Below are 18,477 nucleotides of genomic sequence, written 5' to 3' on the forward strand. Positions count from 1 at the left end.
TTTTTGCGCCGGCCGCTGGTCGCCTTTTTCTTCGTGCGGAGCGTCGGGCATCGCCCTTGCTGTGCCATCAGTCGCGCCCCCGCGCCGGTTGCGCCTCGCTAAACTTCCGGAACCTGCCGCTGTCTGTAGGCGGATCAAGCCGGATGGAAACCCGATGGATATGCCCGAGAGTCAAGCGTCGTCGCGGCTGCAGCAGGCCTTCACGCGTCTGCGCGAAGAACTGCAGCAGAGCATCGTCGGCCAGCCGCACCTGATCGACTGCCTGCTCGTCGCGTTGCTCGCCGACGGCCACCTGCTGGTGGAAGGCGCGCCGGGCCTGGCCAAGACCACCGCGGTGAAGGCGCTGGCCGGGCGCATCGAGGCGGATTTCCACCGCGTGCAGTTCACCCCGGACCTGCTGCCGGCCGATCTCACCGGCACCGACATCTTCCGTCCGCAGTCGGGCAGCTTCGAATTCGAACGCGGCCCGCTGTTCCACAACATCGTGCTGGCGGACGAGATCAACCGCGCGCCGGCCAAGGTCCAGTCCGCCCTGCTCGAAGCCATGGCCGAGCGCCAGATCACCATCGGCCGCAGCACCTGGCGGCTGCCCGAGCTGTTCATGGTGATGGCCACGCAGAATCCGATCGAACAGGAAGGCACCTTCGCGCTGCCCGAAGCGCAGCTCGACCGCTTCGTGATGCACGTGACCATCGGTTATCCGGATGCCGCCTCGGAACTGGCCATCCTGCGCCTGGCGCGCGAACAGGCGCGGCGCAGCCTGCATCCGCAGCCGGAGCCGCCGCCCACCTTGAGCCAGTCCGACGTGTTCGCCGCGCGCGAAGCGGTGCTGGCGGTGCATATGGCGCCGGCGCTGGAGTCGTATATCGCGCAGCTGGTGCTGGCCAGCCGCGATGCCGGCGCCTACGGCCCGCAGCTGAAGCGCTGGATCGCCTGGGGCAGCAGCCCGCGCGCCACCATCGCGCTGGACCGCTGCGCCCGCGCGCAGGCCTGGCTGGCCGGCCGCGACTACGTGCTGCCGGAAGACGTGCACACGCTGGCCCACGACGTGCTGCGCCATCGCATCCTGCTCAGCTACGAGGCCGAAGCCGAAGGCATCCGCAGCGACCAGGTGGTGACGCGCCTGCTGGAGCTCGTGCCCCTGCCGTGAGCGCCGTGCTGCCACCCGCCGCGGACGGCGACGGACGCGCCAGCGTCGCGCTTGCCGAATTGCTCGCCCTGCGTGCCCGCGCGGCGCGCAAGCCGCTGTCGCCGCGCCGCAGCCGCGCCACGCCGTCCGGCCCGCAGGCCAGCCGCGTGCATGGCCGCGGCATGGACTACGCCGAATCGCGCGCCTACCAGCCCGGCGACGACATCCGCCGGCTCGACTGGCGCCTCACCGCGCGCAGCGGAAAGCTGCACACCAAGCTGTTCCAGGAAGAACGCGAAGGCCGCCTGCTGGTGCTGCTGGATACGCACGGCAGCATGCGCTTCGGCACCCGCGCCCGCTTCAAGTCGGTGCAGGCGGCGCGCGCCGCGGCGCTGGCCGGATGGCTCGCCGCGCGTGCCGGCGAGCGCGTCGGCGCGCTGGCTTTCGGCGAACGCCGGCATCTGCTGCGTCCGCAGGGCAGCACGCGCGGTGCGCTCGCGCTGTGCGGCGCGCTGGCGGCGTGGGATGCGGAACGCAGCACCGCCGCCGCGGCGGAGCCGCTGTCCGAAGCGCTGATGCGCGCCGGCCGCCTGATGCACGGCGCCAGCCGCGTGCTGCTGATCAGCGACGGCCTCAGCGCCGACGAAGCCGCGAAGGGTCGATTGATCGACCTCGCCCGCCATACCGACGTGTCCGTGCTGATCGTCGGCGATGCGCTGGAACTGGCCTCCGCGCCGCCCGGCCGCTATCCGCTGGAACACGGCGGCCTGCGCCGCGAAGTGGTGCTGTTCGGCGATCGCCAGCGCCGCGATTTCCAGCAGGCGCTCGGCGCCGGGCAGATGAAGCTGGCCGCGCTGGCGCGCTCGCTCGGCCTGCCGCACCGCGTGATCGACACCGTCGCCGATCCGCTCGATCCCGTCGCCGCGCTGCTGGCCGGCGCCAAGGCCGGCGCATGATGCCCGCCGCCACGCCGCCGCCGGATGGCCCGGTCCTGCGCGATATCCATCTGCCGCCGGATCCGTCGTGGTGGCCGCCCGCACCGGGCTGGTGGATGCTCGCCGCGCTGCTCCTGATCGCCGGCGCGCTGGCCTGGTGGCTGCTGCGCCGGCGCCGCCTGCAGCGCGAGCGCATCGCCGCCGCGCTCGCCGGCATCGACGCGCTCGAACGCGCGCATGCGCAACAGCCGCAGCGCCTTGCCGCCGAATTGCATCAGCTGCTGCGGCGCGCGGCGCGCGCCTACGATCCGGCGGCCACGCATCATCGCGGCGACGCATGGCGCCGCTGCCTCGCACGGATTCCCGTCGATGCAACAACGCTGGATCGCCTCATCGCACTCGAAGACGCCATGTTCCGCCCGTCCACGCGCAGCACGGACATCGCCGACATCGCCGCTGCCACGCGCCGCTGGCTTGCACTTGCGCTGCAGCCGCGCCGGACGAAACGGCTGACCGCCGCCGCGCAAGGGGCCAGCCGTGCTTGAATTCGCCTGGCCCTGGATCGCCCTGCTGCTGCCGCTGCCCTGGCTGCTGTGGCGCTGGCTGCGCCCGGCCGCGCCGGGGCAGGCGCTGCATCTGCCGCATCCGCAATTGCGCCTGGCGGTGGTCGCGCAGAACGCGCGCGAGGGCGGCCGCATGTGGTGGCTGGTGCTGGCCTGGATCTGCCTGGTCGCCGCCGCCGCGCGGCCGCAGTGGGTGGGTCCGCCGCAGGCGCAGCAGCGCAGCGGGCGCGCCATGATGCTGGCGGTCGACCTGTCCGGCAGCATGCGCCTGGAAGACATGAAGCTCGCCGGCCAGGCGGTCAGCCGCTTCGGCGCGGTCGAAGCGATCGCCACCGACTTCATCGCGCGCCGCAGCGGCGACGAAATGGGCCTGATCCTGTTCGGCACGCGCGCCTTCCTGGTCACGCCGATCACCTACGACCTCGGCGCGGTCAGCGCGCAGCTGCAGGGTTCCACCGTCGGCCTGGCCGGCACCGAGACGGCGATCGGCGATGCGGTGGCGGTGGCGGTGAAGCGCTTGTCCGCGCTGCCGGAACAGGCGCGCGTGCTGGTGCTGCTCACCGACGGCGTCAACAACGCCGGCAGCATCGCGCCGCTGGACGCGGCGCGCGCCGCCAAGGCCGCCGGCGTGCGCGTGTACACCATCGGCATCGGCGCCACCGAAATGCGCGTGCCGGATTTCTTCGGTTCGCGCGTGGTGAATCCTTCCGCCGACCTGGACGAAGGCATGCTGCGGACCATGGCCTCGCAGACCGGCGGCCGCTATTTCCGCGCCACCGACACCAGCGAGCTGGCTGCGGCGTACCACACCATCGACACGCTCGAACCGATGCCGCAGCACGGCCCGGAACTGCGCCCGCGGCATGAGCTGTTCGACCGCCCGCTGCTCGCCGGCATGGTCTGTTTCGTGTTCGCCATCGTGCTCACCCGGCGCCGCAGCGGCGCCAGGGCGGCCGCATGATGACCGCCTTGCACGACTTCCACTTCCTGCATCCGTGGTGGCTGCTCGGCCTGCTGCTGGCGCCGCTGGCCTATGCGCTGGCCGCGCGCGGCGGACAGGAGCGGCGCGAGCTGGCGCGGCTGGTCGATCCGGAGCTGCTGCCGCACGTGCTGTACGGGCAGGGCGGCCACAGCCGCTGGCCGGCGGCCTTGCTGGCCTCCGGCGCGGTGCTGGGCTTTCTGGCGCTGGCCGGCCCGGCCTGGGACCGCGTGGCCTCGCCGCTGTACGCCAGCCGCGCGGCGCAGGTGGTGGCGGTGTCGCTGTCGCGGCACATGCTGGCCAAGGACGTCGCGCCCAGCCGCATCGACCGCGCGCGCTACAAGGCACGCGACCTGCTGGCGGCGAACCGCGGCGGCCTCAACGGGCTGGTCGCCTATGCCGGCGAATCCTTCAGCGTGGCGCCGCTCACCTCCGACGCCAACGCGCTCGACGACCTGCTCGACTCGCTCGCCCCCGACACCATGCCCACCGACGGCAACGACGCCGCCTCGGCGATCGAGCGCGCCGCCGGCATGATCCGTGCGGCCAAGGCCGGCAGCGGCCGCATCGTGCTGATTACCGACACCGCCGACACGGCCGCGCAGGAAGCCGCGCGCAAGGTGCGCAACGAGGGCATCAGCGTGTCCGTGCTGGGCGTCGGCACGCCGCAGGGCAGTCCGGTGCCCGACGGCGACGGCGGCCTGCTGCGCGACGCGCACGGCGAAGTCGTGGTGACGCGCCGCGACGACGATGCGCTGCGCGCGCTGGCCGCCGCCGGCAACGGCCGCTACGTGCCGATGAGCGACGACAACCGCGACATCGCCGCGCTCAAGCCGGGCGACGCCGGCACCCAGGCCATCGTGCGCGCCGACGGCGAGCACGGCGACGAATGGCAGGACCGCGGCCCCTGGCTGCTGCTGCCGCTGCTGGCGGTGCTCGCGCTGGCGTTCCGCCGCGGCTGGCTGCTGCTGGTGCCGCTGGTGGCATTGCCGCTGCTGCCGTCCACCGCGCAGGCCGGCAGCTGGAGCGATCTGTGGCGCCGGCCGGATCAGCAGGCTGCCGCCGCGCTGCGCCAAGGCGATGCGAAACGCGCGCAGGAACTCGCGCATGATCCTGCGCTGCGCGCCGCCGCGTCCTACCGCAACGGCGATTACGCGGGTGCCGCGGCCGCGTGGCAGGACCAGGCCGGCGCCGATCCGGCCTACAACCTCGGCAACGCGCTGGCCAAACAGGGCCGCTACAAGGAAGCCATCGAGGCCTACGACCGCGCGCTGAAAGCCGATCCCGCGCATGCCGACGCCAAGGCCAACCGCGACGCCGTCGAAGAATGGCTGCGCAAGCATCCGCCGCAGGACCAGCCCGGGCAGGACGACAAGCAGAAGAAGAAAGGCGACGGCAAGGGCAGCGACAAGGACCAGGCCGGCAAGGGCGACGACCGTCCCGACGAAAAGAAGGAAGGCGAGCAGAAGCCCGGCCAGAACGAATCGAAAGACGGCGGCGGCTCCGATTCCAAGCGCGACGCCTCCGGCCAGGCCAAGCAGGACGGCAACGCGGCCGAGAAGCCCGGGCAGGGCGAAGCCAAGCCGCCCTCGGCGCAGGAACAGGCCGAACAGAAAGCGCGCGCCGAAGAAGCCCGCAAGGCGCTGAGCGCGCAGATGGACCAGGCGCTGCGCGAAGGCAAGCAAGGCCAGCGCGAAGGCACCCACGAACTCGGCGCGATGTCGCCGGACGACCCGCAGGCCAAGCTGCCCGCCGACGTGCGCCGCGCGCTGCAGCGCGTGCCCGACGACCCCGGCGCGCTGCTGCGCCGCAAGTTCGAACTGGAATACCGGCAGCGCCATGGCGGCGCCGGGGAGGAAGATTGATGGCTTCGTCGCGCCTGCGCTGGTGGCTGTGCCTGCTGCTGTGCTGCCTGCCCTGGCTGGCTTCCGCGGCCGACGTGCGCGCGGTGCTCGACCGCGGCAGCGTGCAGCTCGGCGAAACCGTCACCTTGAATCTGAAGGTCTCCGGCGGTTCGGTCGGCACGCCGGATCTGTCCGTGCTCGACAATGATTTCGAGGTGCTGGGCACCTCGAGCAATTCCAGCCTCAGCATCGTCAACGGCAAGCGCACTTCGGAATTCACCTACGGCATCGCGCTGCGGCCCAAGCATGTCGGCCGCCTGACCATTCCTGCGATCGCGCTTGCCGGCGGCAGCACCGAGCCGGTGCAGCTGGAAGTGACGGCGCCCGATCAGCAGGCCGCCGCGGCCGCGGGCAAGGACGTCTTCGTCGAAGCGGTGGCCGAGCCGCGCAATGCCTATGTCGGCCAGCAGATGTCCTTCGTGGTGCGGCTGTTTTTCGCCGCCAGCCTCAGCAATGGCGCGATGGACGAGCCGCAGGCCGACGGCGCGGAGCTGAGCAAGCTCGGCGACGACAGCAACTACCAGGCCGAGCGCGGCGGCCGCCGCTACAACGTGATCGAGCGCCGCTACGCGCTGATCCCGCAGCATGCGGGGCATATCCAGGTCGGCCCGGTCTCGTTCCAGGGCGAGCTGATCGACATGGCCGACCCCAACAGTTTCTTCGGCAGCACGCGCGCGATGTCGGCCGCATCCGCGCCGGTATCGATCGACGTGCGCGCCGTGCCCGCTGCCGCGGGCAAGACCGCCTGGCTGCCCGCGCGCGCGCTGTCGCTGGCGATGGAAGCGCCGCCGGAACCGACGCAGCTGCGCGCCGGCCAGCCGCTCAATCTCACCATGACGGTGCAGGCCACCGGCCTGCCGTACGAATCGCTGCCGGCGCTGAGCCTGCCGCGGATCGACGGCGCCACGGTGTATCCGGACAAGCCGGTCAACGGCACGCGCGTCGACGGCGCCTGGTTGTCCGGGCGGCGCCAGCAGTCGTTCGCGGTGGTGCCGGGCAAGCCGGGCGAGCTGGTGATTCCGGCCACCACGCTGACCTGGTGGAATACGCAGACCGACAAGGCCGAGGTCGCGACCATTCCCGAGCATCGCTACACCGTGCTGCCGGCGGTGGGCGCACCTGCCACGGCGGCGTCGGTGGCGACACCGGAAGCGACGGAGGCGCCGGTCGCTGTCACTACGTCGGCAGACGCCACGCCGTGGCGCTGGATCGCCCTGGGCAGCATCGGACTGTGGCTGCTCACCTTGCTCGGCTGGTGGGCGCTGCGCCGTGCCACGCCGGCGCAGCGCAAGCCCGCGGCGGAAGCCCCGGCCAGCGACCGCCAGCGCCGCGCCGCCTTCCTCGCCGCCGCGCGCGGCAACGACGCGGCGGCCCAGGCACACAGCCTGCTTGCGTGGGCGCAGACCGAGCGTCCTGGCCTGGTGAATCTCGGCGCGCTTGCCGCGGCGCTCGCTTCGGCGCCGCAGCGCGAAGCCATCGCCACCCTGCAGAAGCGCCTGTATGCGACCGACGGCGCCGCGCCTTCCGGCGAGGCGCTTGCTGCGGCCTTCCGCGACGGCTTCCAGTGGCATGCCGCGGCGCCGCCGCCGGCCGATCCTTCCGGCCTGCCGCCGCTTTATCCGTTCAAGCTGGACTGAGCGCGGCGCGCCACACCGCGGCCATGCGTGCGTCGAAGCAGCACAGCAGGACACGCAGGTCGCCGTGCTCGCGCAGGTCGTCGCGCAGCGCGGCGATCGCCACCGCCGCGGCCTGTTCCGGCGGATAGCCGTAGACGCCGCAGCTGATGGCGGGAAACGCGATGCCGGCGATGCCGCGCGAGCGCGCCAGGCGCAGGCTTTCCCGATAGCAGCTCGCCAGCAGCGCAGGTTCGCCCGCGCCGCCGCCATGCCATACCGGCCCCACCGTGTGGATCACATAGCGCGCGGGCAGGGCGAAGCCCGAGGTGATGCGCGCCATGCCGGTGGGGCAGCGCACGCCGGGCGAGACCTGCGGCAGCGCGCGGCAGGCTTCCAGCAGGGCGGGGCCGGCGGCGCGGTGGATGGCGCCGTCCACGCCGCCGCCGCCGAGCAGGCCGGGGTTGGCCGCGTTGACGATGGCATCTACATCGAGCTGGGTGATATCGGCGATGATGATTTCGATGGCCATGGCGATAAACGCTATAACGAAAGCCGCTATGTCGTGATTGGCGTGGTTTCGCAGGTTTTTGCGCCGTATGCTTGCCGCCGGGGCGCCCGCAGGGGCGGAGGGTTCGGGAAACACATGAAGACTGAAGACATCTCGTTCGGCTATCTGCTCAACGACGTCACCTTGCTGTTCCGCAAGCATTTCGACCGGCGCGCGGTGAAATTCGGGTTGACGCGCGCGCAGTGGCGCGCGACCAAGGTGCTGTACCACCGCGAAGGCCTGCGCCAGACCGAGCTGGCGGAATTCCTGGAAATGGAGCCGATCGCCGTGGGCCGCGTGATCGACCGCCTGCAGGCGGCCGGTTTCGTCGAGCGCCGCGCCGATCCGCGCGACCGCCGCGCCTGGCGCCTCTACGTGACCGAGCAGGCGCGCGGGGTAATCGCGGACATGGAGCTGATCGGGCGCGGCCTGCGCAAGGACGCTACCAAGGGCATCGAACTGCACGAGATGCAGCAGGCCATGGACGTGCTCAACCGCATCAAGGACAACCTTCAGGCGCTGGACCAGCCCGGCGACTCGGAAGATCCTGCGACCGGCTAACCTTACGCCATGCTTACGATGGTCATGCCAGTGCCATTGGTCCTTGTGAGACTTTAGGAATTCTCCCGGCATAGTACGGGTCTTTTGGGCGTGCACGGTTGCCGCCATTCCGAAGTCCCGGCGAAGGATCGCGGGTCAGCATGCGTCGCGATCCTGGGAGGGAGCGCGGCGCCGGCCGAACAAGTCCGAGAGTTCCCATGCCCTGGAAGAAACTGCTCCTTATCGTGCTGGCGGTAGCGCTGCTTGGCGTCGCCATGCTCGTGTTCCGCGGCCGCCAAGAAACCACGCCTGCGCTGGGCAAGGGCGGCGGCGCGCAGGCCGGCGAAGTGCCGGTGCAGGTGGCCACCGCCACGCGCGGCGACGTCGACCTCAGCCTGAAGCTGGTCGGCCGCGCCGAGGCCTTTTCCACCGTGACCTTGCGCTCGCGCGTTTCCGGCCAGCTGCAGACCCTGGCCTTCAAGCCCGGCGCGCAGGTGAAGCGGGGCGAGCTGCTGATCCAGATCGATCCCAGCCTGCTCAAGGCGCAGCTCGACCAGGCGCGCGGCACCGTGGCCAAGGACCAAGCCCAATGGGTCAAGGCGCAGGCCGACCAGCAGCGCTACACCGACATGCTGGCCAAGGGCTTCGTGTCCAAGGCCGACTACGACACTTACCAGGCCAACCTCGGCGTGGCCAAGGCCACCTTGCAGAGCGACCTGGCCCTGCAGGAAACCGCGCAGACCCAGCTCGACTACGCGCGCATCGTGGCGCCGTTCGACGGCGTGATCGGCTCGCCGCTGGTGTGGCCCGGCGCGCAGATCACCGCCGACAGCACCGACATCGTGGTGCTCAACCAGATCGAACCGATGCGCATCGCCTTCAGCATTCCCGAGGAAAGCCTCGCCGCGCTACGCGCCGCTCAGGCGCGCGGGCAGGTCGCCGTGCAGGCAGCGATTCCCGGCGACAAGGGCCAGCCGCTGGCCGGCACGCTGGAATTCATCGACAACGCGGTGGATGCCACCACCGGCACCATCGTGGTGAAGGGCCGCTTCGAGAATACCGACCACCGCCTCACCGCCGGCCAGTTCGTGCAGGTGACCCTGCCGACCACGCGTATCGCCAACGCCGTGAGCGTGCCGGTGGAAGCGCTGCAGAGTTCGGCCAAGGGCAGCTTCGTGTTCGTGCTGGGCCACGACGGCAAGGTGCAGCAGCGCTACATCACGCCGGGGCCGACCGCCGGCCAGCGGCTGGTGGTCGACAAGGGCCTGGATGCCGGCGAGCAGGTGGTGACCGAGGGCCAGATGCTGCTGGTCGACGGCGCCCGCGCCAAGGTCAAGGCGGGAGGCGGCTGACGCCATGAGCCTGCCCGAGCTGTGCATCCGCCGACCGGTGATGACCACGCTGCTGATGGCGGCGCTGCTGGTGTTCGGCATCGCGGCGTATCCGCGGCTGGCGGTGAACGAGCTGCCGAATGTCGACTTTCCCACCATCAGCATCAGCGCCAGCCTGCCGGGCGCCTCGCCGGAGACCATGGCCTCCGCGGTGGCCACGCCGCTGGAGTCCCAGCTGTCGACCATTGCCGGCATCAGCTCGATGAGTTCGACCAGCGCGCTGGGTTCCACCAGCATCACGCTGACCTTCGAGCTGGACCGCAATATCGACGGCGCCGCGCAGGACGTGCAGTCCGCCATCTCCGCCGCGCTGCGCCAGCTGCCGAAGGAAATGACCACGCCGCCCACCTTCCGCAAGGTGAATCCGGCCGACGCGCCGATCCTGTTCCTCACCATGACCTCGTCCACCTTGCCCCTGTCGCAGGTGGACGAATACGCCGAGACCGAACTGGCGCAGCGCCTGTCGATGGTCGACGGCGTGGCGCAGGTGAACGTGTACGGCTCGCAGAAATATGCCGTGCGCGTGAGCGTGGATCCGGCGCGGCTGGTCGGCACGGGCGTGGGCATCGACCAGGTGCAGGCGGCGATCGCCGCGGCCAACGTCAACCAGGCCACCGGCTCGCTGTACGGCACCCGCCAGCAGCTGCCGATCCGCAGCGAAGGCCAGCTGATGCGCGCCGACGCCTACAACGACGTGGTGGTGGCCTACCGCAACGGCGCCCCGGTGCGCATCCGCGACCTGGGCCGCGCTTTCGACAGCGTGCAGAACGACCTGGCGGCGAGCTGGTACAACGGCGAGCGCGCCATCGTGCTGGCGATCCAGCGCCAGCCCGGCGCCAACACCGTGGAAACGGTGGACCGCATCAAGGCGCTGCTGCCGGGCTTTACCGCCGGCCTGCCGCCGTCGGTGAAGCTCAACACGCTGTACGACCGCTCGCTGTCGATCCGCGCCTCGGTGGACGACGTGCAGTTCACCCTGGTGCTGGCCGGCGTGCTGGTGGTGCTGGTGATCTACCTGTTCCTGGGCAATCTCTCCGCCACGCTGATTCCGGCCATCGCGCTGCCGATCTCGGTGATCGGCACCTTCGGCGTGATGTACGGGTTGGGCTACAGCCTGGACAACCTGTCCCTGCTGGCGCTCACGCTCGCGGTCGGCTTCGTGGTGGACGACGCCATCGTCATGCTGGAAAACATCGTGCGCCACATGGAAGCCGGCCTGTCGCCGTACGAGGCCTCGCTCAAGGGCGCCGGCGAGATCGGCTTCACCATTTTCTCGATGACGCTGTCCCTTATTGCCGTGTTCATCCCGGTGATGTTCATGGGCGGCATCGTGGGGCGTTTGTTCCACGAGTTCGCGGTGACCATCAGCGTGTCGATCCTGATCTCCGGCGTGGTGGCGATCACGCTGACGCCGATGCTGTGCAGCCGCTTCATCCGCGCGCACGACCACGAGAACAAGAACTGGCTGATCGCCGGCTTCGACCGCGGCTTCAACGCCGTGCAGCGCGGCTATGCCGGCAGCCTGCGCTGGTGCATGGAGCGTCCGCTGCTGGTGCTGGCCGGCTTCGCGTTGAGCCTGGCGGCCACCGCGCTGCTGTTCTACGTGACGCCGAAGGACTTCATCCCCGCCGGCGACACCGGCCAGTTGCGCGTCACCACCGAAGGCCCGCAGGACGTGTCGTTCGACAGCATGGTGGCGCGCCAGCAGAAGCTGGCGGAGATCGTGGCGGACGATCCGAACATCGCCGGCTACATGTCCAGCGTCGGCGCGGGCGGCCCGCGCAGCACGGTGAACAACGGTTCGCTGCTGTTGCTGCTCAAGCCCGCGCACGACCGCGAGCTGGGACCGGACGGCATCATCCAGGAGCTGCGCAAGAAGTTCGCGCAGGTGCCGGGCATCCGCACCTATATCCAGAACCCGCCGTCGATCCAGGTCGGCGGCCGCCAGTCCAAGGCGCAGTACCAGTACACGCTGCAGTCGATCGACCTGCCGCTGCTGTACGACTGGAGCGGGCGCATCACCCAGGCCTTCACCCAGCTGGAAGGTTTCCAGGACGTCACCAACGACCTCGATCTCAACAGCCCGTCGATCATGGTCGACGTCAACCGCGACAAGCTCGCCACCCTCGGCCTGACCATGGCGCAGGTGCAGTCGGCGCTGGGTTCCGCTTTCGGCCAGAACCAGATCTCCACCATCTACGGCGCGGCGACGCAGTACTGGGTGATCCTGCAGGTGTCGCGCACGCTGCAGAACGATCCGGACGTGCTGTCGCGCCTTTACGTCACCTCCGCCAGCGGCACCCTGGTGCCGCTGGACACGGTGGCCACGTTCCGCCGCCAGCCGCAGGTGCTCACGGTGAACCACCAGGGCCAGCTGCCGGCGGTGACGGTGTCGTTCAACCTGGCGCCCGGCGTGAGCCTGAGCCAGGCGGTGCAGCGCATCGATGCATCGATGGACAAGATCGGCCTGCCCGCCACCATCAGCGGCAGCGTGCAGGGCACCGCGCAGGCGTTCCAGGATTCGATGCAGGGCATGGGCCTGCTGCTGTTGCTGGCAGTGTTCGTGATCTACCTGGTGCTGGGTATTCTGTACGAGAGCTTCATCCATCCGCTGACGATCCTGTCCGGCCTGCCGGCCGCGGCGGTGGGCGCGCTGCTGACGCTGGTAATCTTCAACGCCTCGCTGGACTTGTTCGCCTTCGTCGGCATCGTGATGCTGATCGGCATCGTGAAGAAGAACGCGATCATGATGATCGACTTCGCGCTGGAGCGTCAGCGCGACGAAGGCATGGCGCCCGCGCATGCCATCTACGAAGCCTGCAAGGTGCGTTTCCGCCCGATCATGATGACCACGATGGCGGCGTTCGCCGGCACCTTGCCGATCGCGCTGGGCATCGGCGCGGGCGCGGAAACGCGCCGGCCGCTGGGCCTGGCGGTGGTGGGCGGCCTGGCGGTGTCGCAGGTGCTGACCTTGTATCTGACGCCGGTGATTTACCTCTATCTGGACCGGGTGCAGGCGCGGTTTTCTGCGAAGCCTGCGGCTTAGCTCGTCATCCCGGCGTAGGCCGGGATCCAGTGGCGATTGCGCTTGGTTGTCGCGTTGGCGCGTGGTGGTCTCGCCGTTGGCGAGTGTTTCGCCCCGCTGCCGCGAGGCGAGTTACTTCTTCTTTGCGTGCACAAAGAAGAAGTAACCAAGAAGAAAGTGCACCCTGCTTGGCGCCCTCAGCAGCAAGCTGCTGAGGGTCCGTGAGGGCTGGCCGGGCTTTTTGACAGGGCATCCATGCCCTGATCAAAAAGGCGAGGACTCCTGTCCTCGCCCCCCTGCGGGGGCCTTTTCGTCCAGCCCTCACCGCCGGCGCCAAGGGGACCCTGAAGATCAAAAGCAAAAGCGCGCAAGCGGAACGCCGCGGCTGCGCCGCGTGCTCTTCGCTGGATTTTCGCGCCGCCCTGCATCCCCCTCTCCCCTCCGGGGAGAGGGCCGGGGTGAGGGGTCGGCCGGAGCGATGCGCGGAGGGCCGCTGTAAGTTCAACAGCTCTTACTCGCTCCGTGGAAGCATTACCGCGAGCACCCGCCCCTCATCTGCCTGCCGGCATCTTCCTCGCTCCTCAAAGCCGCGCACATCCCTGTGCGCTCCCCGCGTGCTTTTCGCAGGGGAGAAGAGTTCGATAGCTCCGCTCCTCAATAAAAAAAAGCGGCCTTGCGGCCGCTTTCTTTTATGTCATGAAGCAAACGTTCAATCCCGCGCCCCATCATTCTTGAACGCCCCCGGCGCCGAACCGAAATCCCCCTCCGCCTGCGCCGCCATGTACGAGAACGCCGCATACACCGCCACGTTCTGCGCCAGTTCGCGCGGGTCGATCTTGTCCAGCGTGTCGTTGGCGGTGTGGTGGTAGTCGAAGTAGTCGGTGCCGTCCTGGGTCAGGGTGAGCGCAGCCATGCCCTTGGCGTGCATCTGCGACAGGTCGGAACCGCCGCCGCCCGGATGCTGCGGGTCGTAGGCCACGCCGACCGGCTCGATCACCTTGGCGATCTGCTCGATGGCGCCGCGCGCCGACGGCTTCACGCTGGCGGTCATGCGCCAGATCTTGCGCGCGCCGAAATCGGACTCGGTGCCGAGCTGGTGCTTGCTCACTTCCGCGGCATGCTGGTCGGCATAGGCGCGGCCGCCGAACAGGCCCATTTCCTCGTTGGCGAAGGCGATCACGCGGATGGTGCGGTCGGGACGCTGCGGCAGGCTCAGGATCATCTTGCCCGCGGCCATGGCGATCGCCACGCCGGCGCCGTCGTCGATCGCGCCGGTGCCCGGATCCCAGGAATCCAGATGGCCGCCGATCGGCACGATCTGGTCGGGGTACTTCTTGCCGGTGATCTCGCCGATCACGTTGGCGCCGGTATAGGTGCCGGTGATGCCGCAGTCCAGGTCCAGCTTGATGCTCACCGGCTTGCCGGAGGCCAGCACGCGGTCGAGCTGGTCGGCGTCCGGCAGCGACAGCGCGGCGGCGGGGATGGCTTCCTTCGGATCGCGGAAACCGGTGACGCCGGTGTGCGGCGTGCGGCTGTGCTCGTCGGTACCGGCCGAGCGCAGCAGGAAGGCGGCGGCGCCCATCTTGGAAGCGATCACCGGGCCGCCGGTGCGCACGGCCGAGCCGATGCCGTAGTCGTGGCCGTCCTTGTGGCGCTGCATCCTGGCGTCGACGAAGACGATCTTGCCCTTGACGCTGGCCGGGTCGGCCTTCTTCAGCGCGTCGAGGCTGTCAAACTTCACCACCTCGGCGGTGAGGCCGCCCTTGGGCGTGCCGGCCGAATAGCCCAGCGCGATCACGGTCAGCGGCTGCGGGTAGGGGCCGACGATGGCGGCGTGCTCGCTGCGGCGTTCCCACAGCGGGTAGGTGACGGTCTCGGTATAGACCTTGTCGTAGCCCAGTTCCTTGAACTTGGCGATGGCCCATTCGCGGCCGCGCTGGTCGTTCGGGCCGCCGGCGATGCGCGGGCCGACTTCGGTGGTGAGCGATTCGACGATCTTGTAGCCGGTGTCGTCCGCCATGGCCTTGTCGCGCAGCTGTTCGGCCGTCTTTACGGCGGACTGCGGAATGGTGGTGGCCTTGTCGGCGGCGCTGGCGGCGCCCGCGGCGAAGGCGAGGCTGGCGGCGAGCAGGGTGAGAGGCAGGCGGCGCATCGGGGACTCCTCGGTGTAAACCCCGATTATGGCGCCGGTCGGTGCTGCCGCTTAGGCCAGAAGTCACGGTTGGGGCGGGAATAGGGAGTGGCGAATCGGGAATCGGAAGAACAGCGCTCCCGATGTCCCGATTCGCCCTGTTTACCCGAGCAAAAAACGCCCACGGTCGCGGCGCCCTGCTCTTCCTATTCCCGATTCCCGACTCTCTATTCCCGCTGAAGAAGCAGCAGCTACTGCTGCTTCTTCAGCAAATCGCGGATCTCGGTCAGCAGGGTCTCGGTCGGCGGCGGCGGGGCCGGCGCGGCTTCCTCGCGGCGGGTGAGGCGGTTGATCGCCTTGACCACCAGGAAGATGGCGAACGCGATGATCACGAACTGGATCACCACGTTGAAGAAGGCGCCGTACTGGATCGCGACCTCGGCGACCTTGTGTTTGGGATCGCTGTCGTCGCCGGGCTTGAGCACCCACTTCATGGCGGAGAAATCGACGCCGCCGGTGAGCAGGCCGATCGGCGGCATGATGATCTGGTCGACCAGCGAGGTGACGATCTTGCCGAACGCGGCGCCGATCACCACGCCGACCGCCAGGTCGACGACGTTGCCACGCATGGCGAAGTCCTTGAACTCTTTCATCATGCCCATTGCTGCTCTCCCTCTTCAGTGGATGTTGTTGCCCCCTGCGATGGGCGGCCGGCCCGACGCATTCCGCGCGCCAGCTTGCCGCCGCCGATGTTGCGATGCCGTTTACGCGATGCGGCCGTCCAAGGTGGCGACGCCTTCCAGCGCCGCATGGAAACTGTCGCCGCGCTGCAGCGCGGCGACGCCGGCCGGCGTGCCGGTAAAGATCAGGTCGCCGGCTTTCAATTCGAACAGGGTCGACAGGATGGCGATGATGCCGGCCACGTCGTGCACCATCTCGCCCAGCGTGCTGTGCTGGCGCACCGTGCCGTTGACGCTGAGGCTCAGGCCCGTCGCCGCCGACAGCTGCGCTTCGGCCGCCGGGCGCAGCGCCGACACCGGCGCCGAATGGTCGAAGCCCTTGGCCACGTCCCAGGGATGGCTCTTGGCCTTGGCCAGCGCCTGCAGGTCGCGGCGGGTCAGGTCCAGGCCCACGCCATAGCCCCAGATCAGGGCGGCGGCGCGCTCGGCCGGAATATTTTTTCCGCCCGCGCCCAGCGCCACCACCATCTCCACTTCGTGGTGCAGGTCCTGGGTGGCCTGCGGGTAGGGCACGTCGGCGCCGTCGGTGACGATGGCGTCGGCGGGCTTGCAGAAGAACAGCGGCGCATCCTTCTCCACCACCGCGCCCATCTCGCGGGCGTGATCGGCGTAGTTGCGGCCGATGCAGAACACGCGGCGCACGGGGAAACGCAGGTCGCTGCCGTACACCGGCAGGCTGGGCTGGAGCGGGGCGGGGATGGCGTAGGTCATGCGCGGAAGGGTAGCAGCTAGGCGGGGCGGCCCGGCAGGGATACGTGCCGTGTCAGCTATCGCCCGCGCGCGCAGAGCGCTATACCCCTGTCGATTTCGCGCGGCGCCGTTCGACGTAAGGGAAGCAGCAGTCATCGCCAGGGCTTGTTCGGCCCGGATGACAGCTGTCATTGCCATCGGCTGATGAGGCGTTCTGCAAAGCCATGCGGGCTTGCTTCATCGTGCCGGCCATCGGTAGCCGGTGGGAACCGGCTTTTGGGGAGCGGGTGTGAAGAACGCGGAACTGCTGAAGGAATTGCGCATCGAGCGCCACGAGCGCGAGGACCATGGGCACGGTCCCGGGCGCTGGCCATGGATTGCGGGCGGCGTGCTGGTGGTGGTGCTGGCGGCCGGCGCCGGCGGCTGGATGCTGTGGGGCCACCCGGCCCTGGAAGTGAAGACCGCCGCCGCCGTCGCGCCCAGCGCCGCGGCCGGCCCCGGTGCGGTGCTGCAGGCCACCGGCTATATCACCGCGCGCCGCCAGGCCACGGTGTCGGCGCAGATCACCGGCACGCTGACCGAGGTGCTGATCGAGGAAGGCGACCGCGTGCAGAAGGACCAGGTGCTGGCGCGCCTGGACGACAACGCCTACCGCGCCGCGCTCGACGCCGCCGAAGCCAACGCGCGCGCCACCGAGGCGCAGGTGCTGCAGCTGCAGGCCCAGCTCGACCAGGCCAACCGCGACGCGGTGCGCGCGCATACGCTGGCGACGAGCGGCCTGGTGCCCAAGCAGCAGGACGAGCAGGCGCGCACCCTGGTCAACACCACCGCTGCCCAGCTCAATGCGCAGCGCAAGCTGGCGGCAGCCGCGCAGGCGCAGGCCAAGCAGGCGCAGGTGAACTTCGACTACACCGTGGTGCGCGCGCCGTTCACCGGCGTGATCACGGTGAAGGCGGCCCAGGTCGGCGAAATCATTTCGCCGCTGTCGGCCGGCGGCGGTTTCACCCGCACCGGCGTGGGCACCATCGTCGACATGGATTCGCTGGAAATCGACGTCGACGTCAACGAGGCCTATATCGGCCGCGTGCAGGCGGCGATGCCGGCCGAGGCCGTGCTCGATGCCTACCCGGACTGGAAGATCCCCGCCCACGTGATCGCCATCGTGCCCGCCGCCGACCGCGGCAAGGCCACGGTGAAGGTGCGCGTGGCGCTGGACCAGAAGGACCCGCGCATCGTGCCGGACATGGGTGTGCGCGTCTCGTTCCTGGAGAAGGCCGCGCCGAAGCAGGCCGCCGAGCCGCCCAAGGGCGTGCTGGTGCCGGCCGGCGCCATCGCGCAGCGCGACGGCCACGACGCCGTGTTCGTGGTCAGCGGCGACACCGCCCACGAGCGCGCGGTGCAGCCGGCGCCGCAGGCCTACGGCGAGATGCGCCTGCTGCCGGCCGGCGTGCAGGCCGGCGACACGGTGGTGGTCTCGCCGCCGGAAGCACTGAAAGACGGCATGCGCGTAAAGAGCGCGGCTAATCCTTGAGCGCGGCCGGTGCCGCGCGAGATCACGACGAAAGCCAACGCAGTTTCGGGAGAACAGGCATGAGCATGGGCACGCTGATCGAAGTCCGCGATCTTTCCAAGGTGTACGAGCGCGGCAAGCAGAAAGTGGAAGTGCTGCACCACATCAACCTCGATATCGCCGAGGGCGACTTCCTCGCGCTGATGGGTCCGTCCGGTTCGGGCAAGACCACCTTGCTCAACCTGATCGGCGGCCTGGATTCGCCGACCGGCGGCAGCATCAGCGTGGGCGGCCAGCGCATCGACCAGCTCGGCGCCGGCGCGCTGGCCAAGTGGCGCGCGGCCAATGTCGGCTTCGTGTTCCAGTTCTACAACCTGATGCCGATGCTCACCGCGCAGCGCAACGTGGAACTGCCGCTGCTGCTGACCAGGCTGTCGGCCGCGCAGCGCCGCAAGAACGCCGCCATCGCGCTGCAGCTGGTGGGCCTGGACGAGCGCTCCACGCACAAGCCGAGCGAGCTTTCCGGCGGCCAGCAGCAGCGCGTGGCGATCGCGCGCGCGATCGTGTCCGATCCCACCCTGCTGGTCTGCGACGAGCCGACCGGCGACCTGGACCGCCAGTCCGCCGAGGACGTGCTCGGCCTGCTACGCACGCTCAACCGCGAGCACGGCAAGACCATCGTGATGGTCACCCACGATCCCAAGGCGGCCGATTACGCCAACCACACGCTGCACCTCGACAAGGGCACCCTGGTCGAGCAGGCGCTGGCCTGAGGGG

Annotated in this window: 15 protein-coding genes; 11 read left to right on the forward strand and 4 right to left on the reverse strand. The window is 69.6% G+C overall.

Annotation, left to right across the window (positions count from 1 at the left end; all coding sequences use genetic code 11):
• The first annotated feature begins 154 nt into the window (after positions 1 to 154).
• From FHW85_RS08820 to FHW85_RS08845, 6 genes are read left to right on the forward strand one after another with little or no spacing between them, the layout of a single operon-like run.
• Complete coding sequence (locus FHW85_RS08820) at positions 155 to 1,150, forward strand: MoxR family ATPase (protein ID WP_168648012.1); 996 nt, start codon at positions 155 to 157, stop codon at positions 1,148 to 1,150.
• Entirely contained in the window at positions 1,147 to 2,085 is a 939-nt protein-coding gene (locus FHW85_RS08825) for a DUF58 domain-containing protein (RefSeq protein WP_167252559.1), read from the forward strand. Before FHW85_RS08820 ends, FHW85_RS08825 begins: the two co-directional genes overlap by 4 nt.
• Complete coding sequence (locus tag FHW85_RS08830) at positions 2,082 to 2,609, forward strand: DUF4381 domain-containing protein (protein ID WP_168648013.1); 528 nt, start codon at positions 2,082 to 2,084, stop codon at positions 2,607 to 2,609. The genes FHW85_RS08825 and FHW85_RS08830 overlap by 4 nt, the downstream gene beginning before the upstream one ends.
• Positions 2,602 to 3,588: a VWA domain-containing protein gene (locus FHW85_RS08835; RefSeq protein ID WP_168648014.1), complete on the forward strand. Its 987-nt coding sequence runs from the start codon at positions 2,602 to 2,604 to the stop codon at positions 3,586 to 3,588. Before FHW85_RS08830 ends, FHW85_RS08835 begins: the two co-directional genes overlap by 8 nt.
• Positions 3,585 to 5,471: a VWA domain-containing protein gene (locus tag FHW85_RS08840; RefSeq protein WP_168648015.1), complete on the forward strand. Its 1,887-nt coding sequence runs from the start codon at positions 3,585 to 3,587 to the stop codon at positions 5,469 to 5,471. Before FHW85_RS08835 ends, FHW85_RS08840 begins: the two co-directional genes overlap by 4 nt.
• Positions 5,471 to 7,147 carry a BatD family protein gene (locus FHW85_RS08845; RefSeq protein WP_168648016.1) on the forward strand — a complete coding sequence of 559 codons (1,677 nt, stop codon included), beginning with the start codon at positions 5,471 to 5,473 and terminating at the stop codon, positions 7,145 to 7,147. The genes FHW85_RS08840 and FHW85_RS08845 overlap by 1 nt, the downstream gene beginning before the upstream one ends.
• Here FHW85_RS08845 and FHW85_RS08850 read toward each other — a convergent pair.
• On the reverse strand, positions 7,134 to 7,655 hold the full coding sequence (locus tag FHW85_RS08850) for an O-acetyl-ADP-ribose deacetylase (protein ID WP_168648017.1): 522 nt from the start codon (positions 7,653 to 7,655) through the stop codon (positions 7,134 to 7,136). The two genes, FHW85_RS08845 and FHW85_RS08850, sit on opposite strands and share 14 nt — an antisense overlap.
• 114 nt (positions 7,656 to 7,769) lie before the next feature.
• Here FHW85_RS08850 and FHW85_RS08855 point away from each other — a divergent pair, with 114 nt between their 5' ends.
• The 3 genes from FHW85_RS08855 (at position 7,770) to FHW85_RS08865 (ending at position 12,650) form a co-directional block, all read left to right on the forward strand.
• Positions 7,770 to 8,234, forward strand: a complete 465-nt coding sequence (locus FHW85_RS08855; protein WP_167252553.1) for a MarR family winged helix-turn-helix transcriptional regulator — start codon at positions 7,770 to 7,772, stop codon at positions 8,232 to 8,234.
• A 197-nt stretch (positions 8,235 to 8,431) separates the two neighbouring features.
• Positions 8,432 to 9,565 (forward strand): efflux RND transporter periplasmic adaptor subunit, encoded by a 1,134-nt coding sequence (locus FHW85_RS08860; protein ID WP_168648018.1) that lies wholly within the window; start codon positions 8,432 to 8,434, stop codon positions 9,563 to 9,565.
• Positions 9,566 to 9,569: 4 nt separating this feature from the next.
• Complete coding sequence (locus FHW85_RS08865; RefSeq protein WP_168648019.1) at positions 9,570 to 12,650, forward strand: efflux RND transporter permease subunit; 3,081 nt, start codon at positions 9,570 to 9,572, stop codon at positions 12,648 to 12,650.
• A 688-nt stretch (positions 12,651 to 13,338) separates the two neighbouring features.
• Here FHW85_RS08865 and FHW85_RS08870 read toward each other — a convergent pair.
• From FHW85_RS08870 to FHW85_RS08880, 3 genes are all read right to left on the reverse strand, one after another.
• Entirely contained in the window at positions 13,339 to 14,781 is a 1,443-nt protein-coding gene (locus FHW85_RS08870) for a M20/M25/M40 family metallo-hydrolase (RefSeq protein WP_168648020.1), read from the reverse strand.
• A gap of 230 nt (positions 14,782 to 15,011) precedes the next feature.
• A complete protein-coding gene (gene mscL, locus FHW85_RS08875) occupies positions 15,012 to 15,422 on the reverse strand; it encodes a large-conductance mechanosensitive channel protein MscL (protein ID WP_167252549.1) in 411 nt (136 codons plus the stop codon).
• Positions 15,423 to 15,524: 102 nt separating this feature from the next.
• The gene (locus FHW85_RS08880; protein WP_168648021.1) at positions 15,525 to 16,211 is read right to left on the reverse strand and encodes a fumarylacetoacetate hydrolase family protein; all 687 of its coding nucleotides are present in this window, start codon (positions 16,209 to 16,211) and stop codon (positions 15,525 to 15,527) included.
• A gap of 268 nt (positions 16,212 to 16,479) precedes the next feature.
• Between FHW85_RS08880 and FHW85_RS08885 the strand changes: the two genes are divergently transcribed.
• Together FHW85_RS08885 and FHW85_RS08890 are read left to right on the forward strand one after the other, a co-directional pair.
• Positions 16,480 to 17,721 (forward strand): efflux RND transporter periplasmic adaptor subunit, encoded by a 1,242-nt coding sequence (locus FHW85_RS08885; RefSeq protein ID WP_168648022.1) that lies wholly within the window; start codon positions 16,480 to 16,482, stop codon positions 17,719 to 17,721.
• A gap of 65 nt (positions 17,722 to 17,786) precedes the next feature.
• The gene (locus tag FHW85_RS08890) at positions 17,787 to 18,473 is read left to right on the forward strand and encodes an ABC transporter ATP-binding protein (protein WP_168648181.1); all 687 of its coding nucleotides are present in this window, start codon (positions 17,787 to 17,789) and stop codon (positions 18,471 to 18,473) included.
• Positions 18,474 to 18,477 lie beyond the last annotated feature (4 nt).

This window comes from Dyella sp. SG609 (assembly GCF_012275375.1).
Taxonomy (GTDB): domain Bacteria; phylum Pseudomonadota; class Gammaproteobacteria; order Xanthomonadales; family Rhodanobacteraceae; genus Dyella_D; species Dyella_D marensis.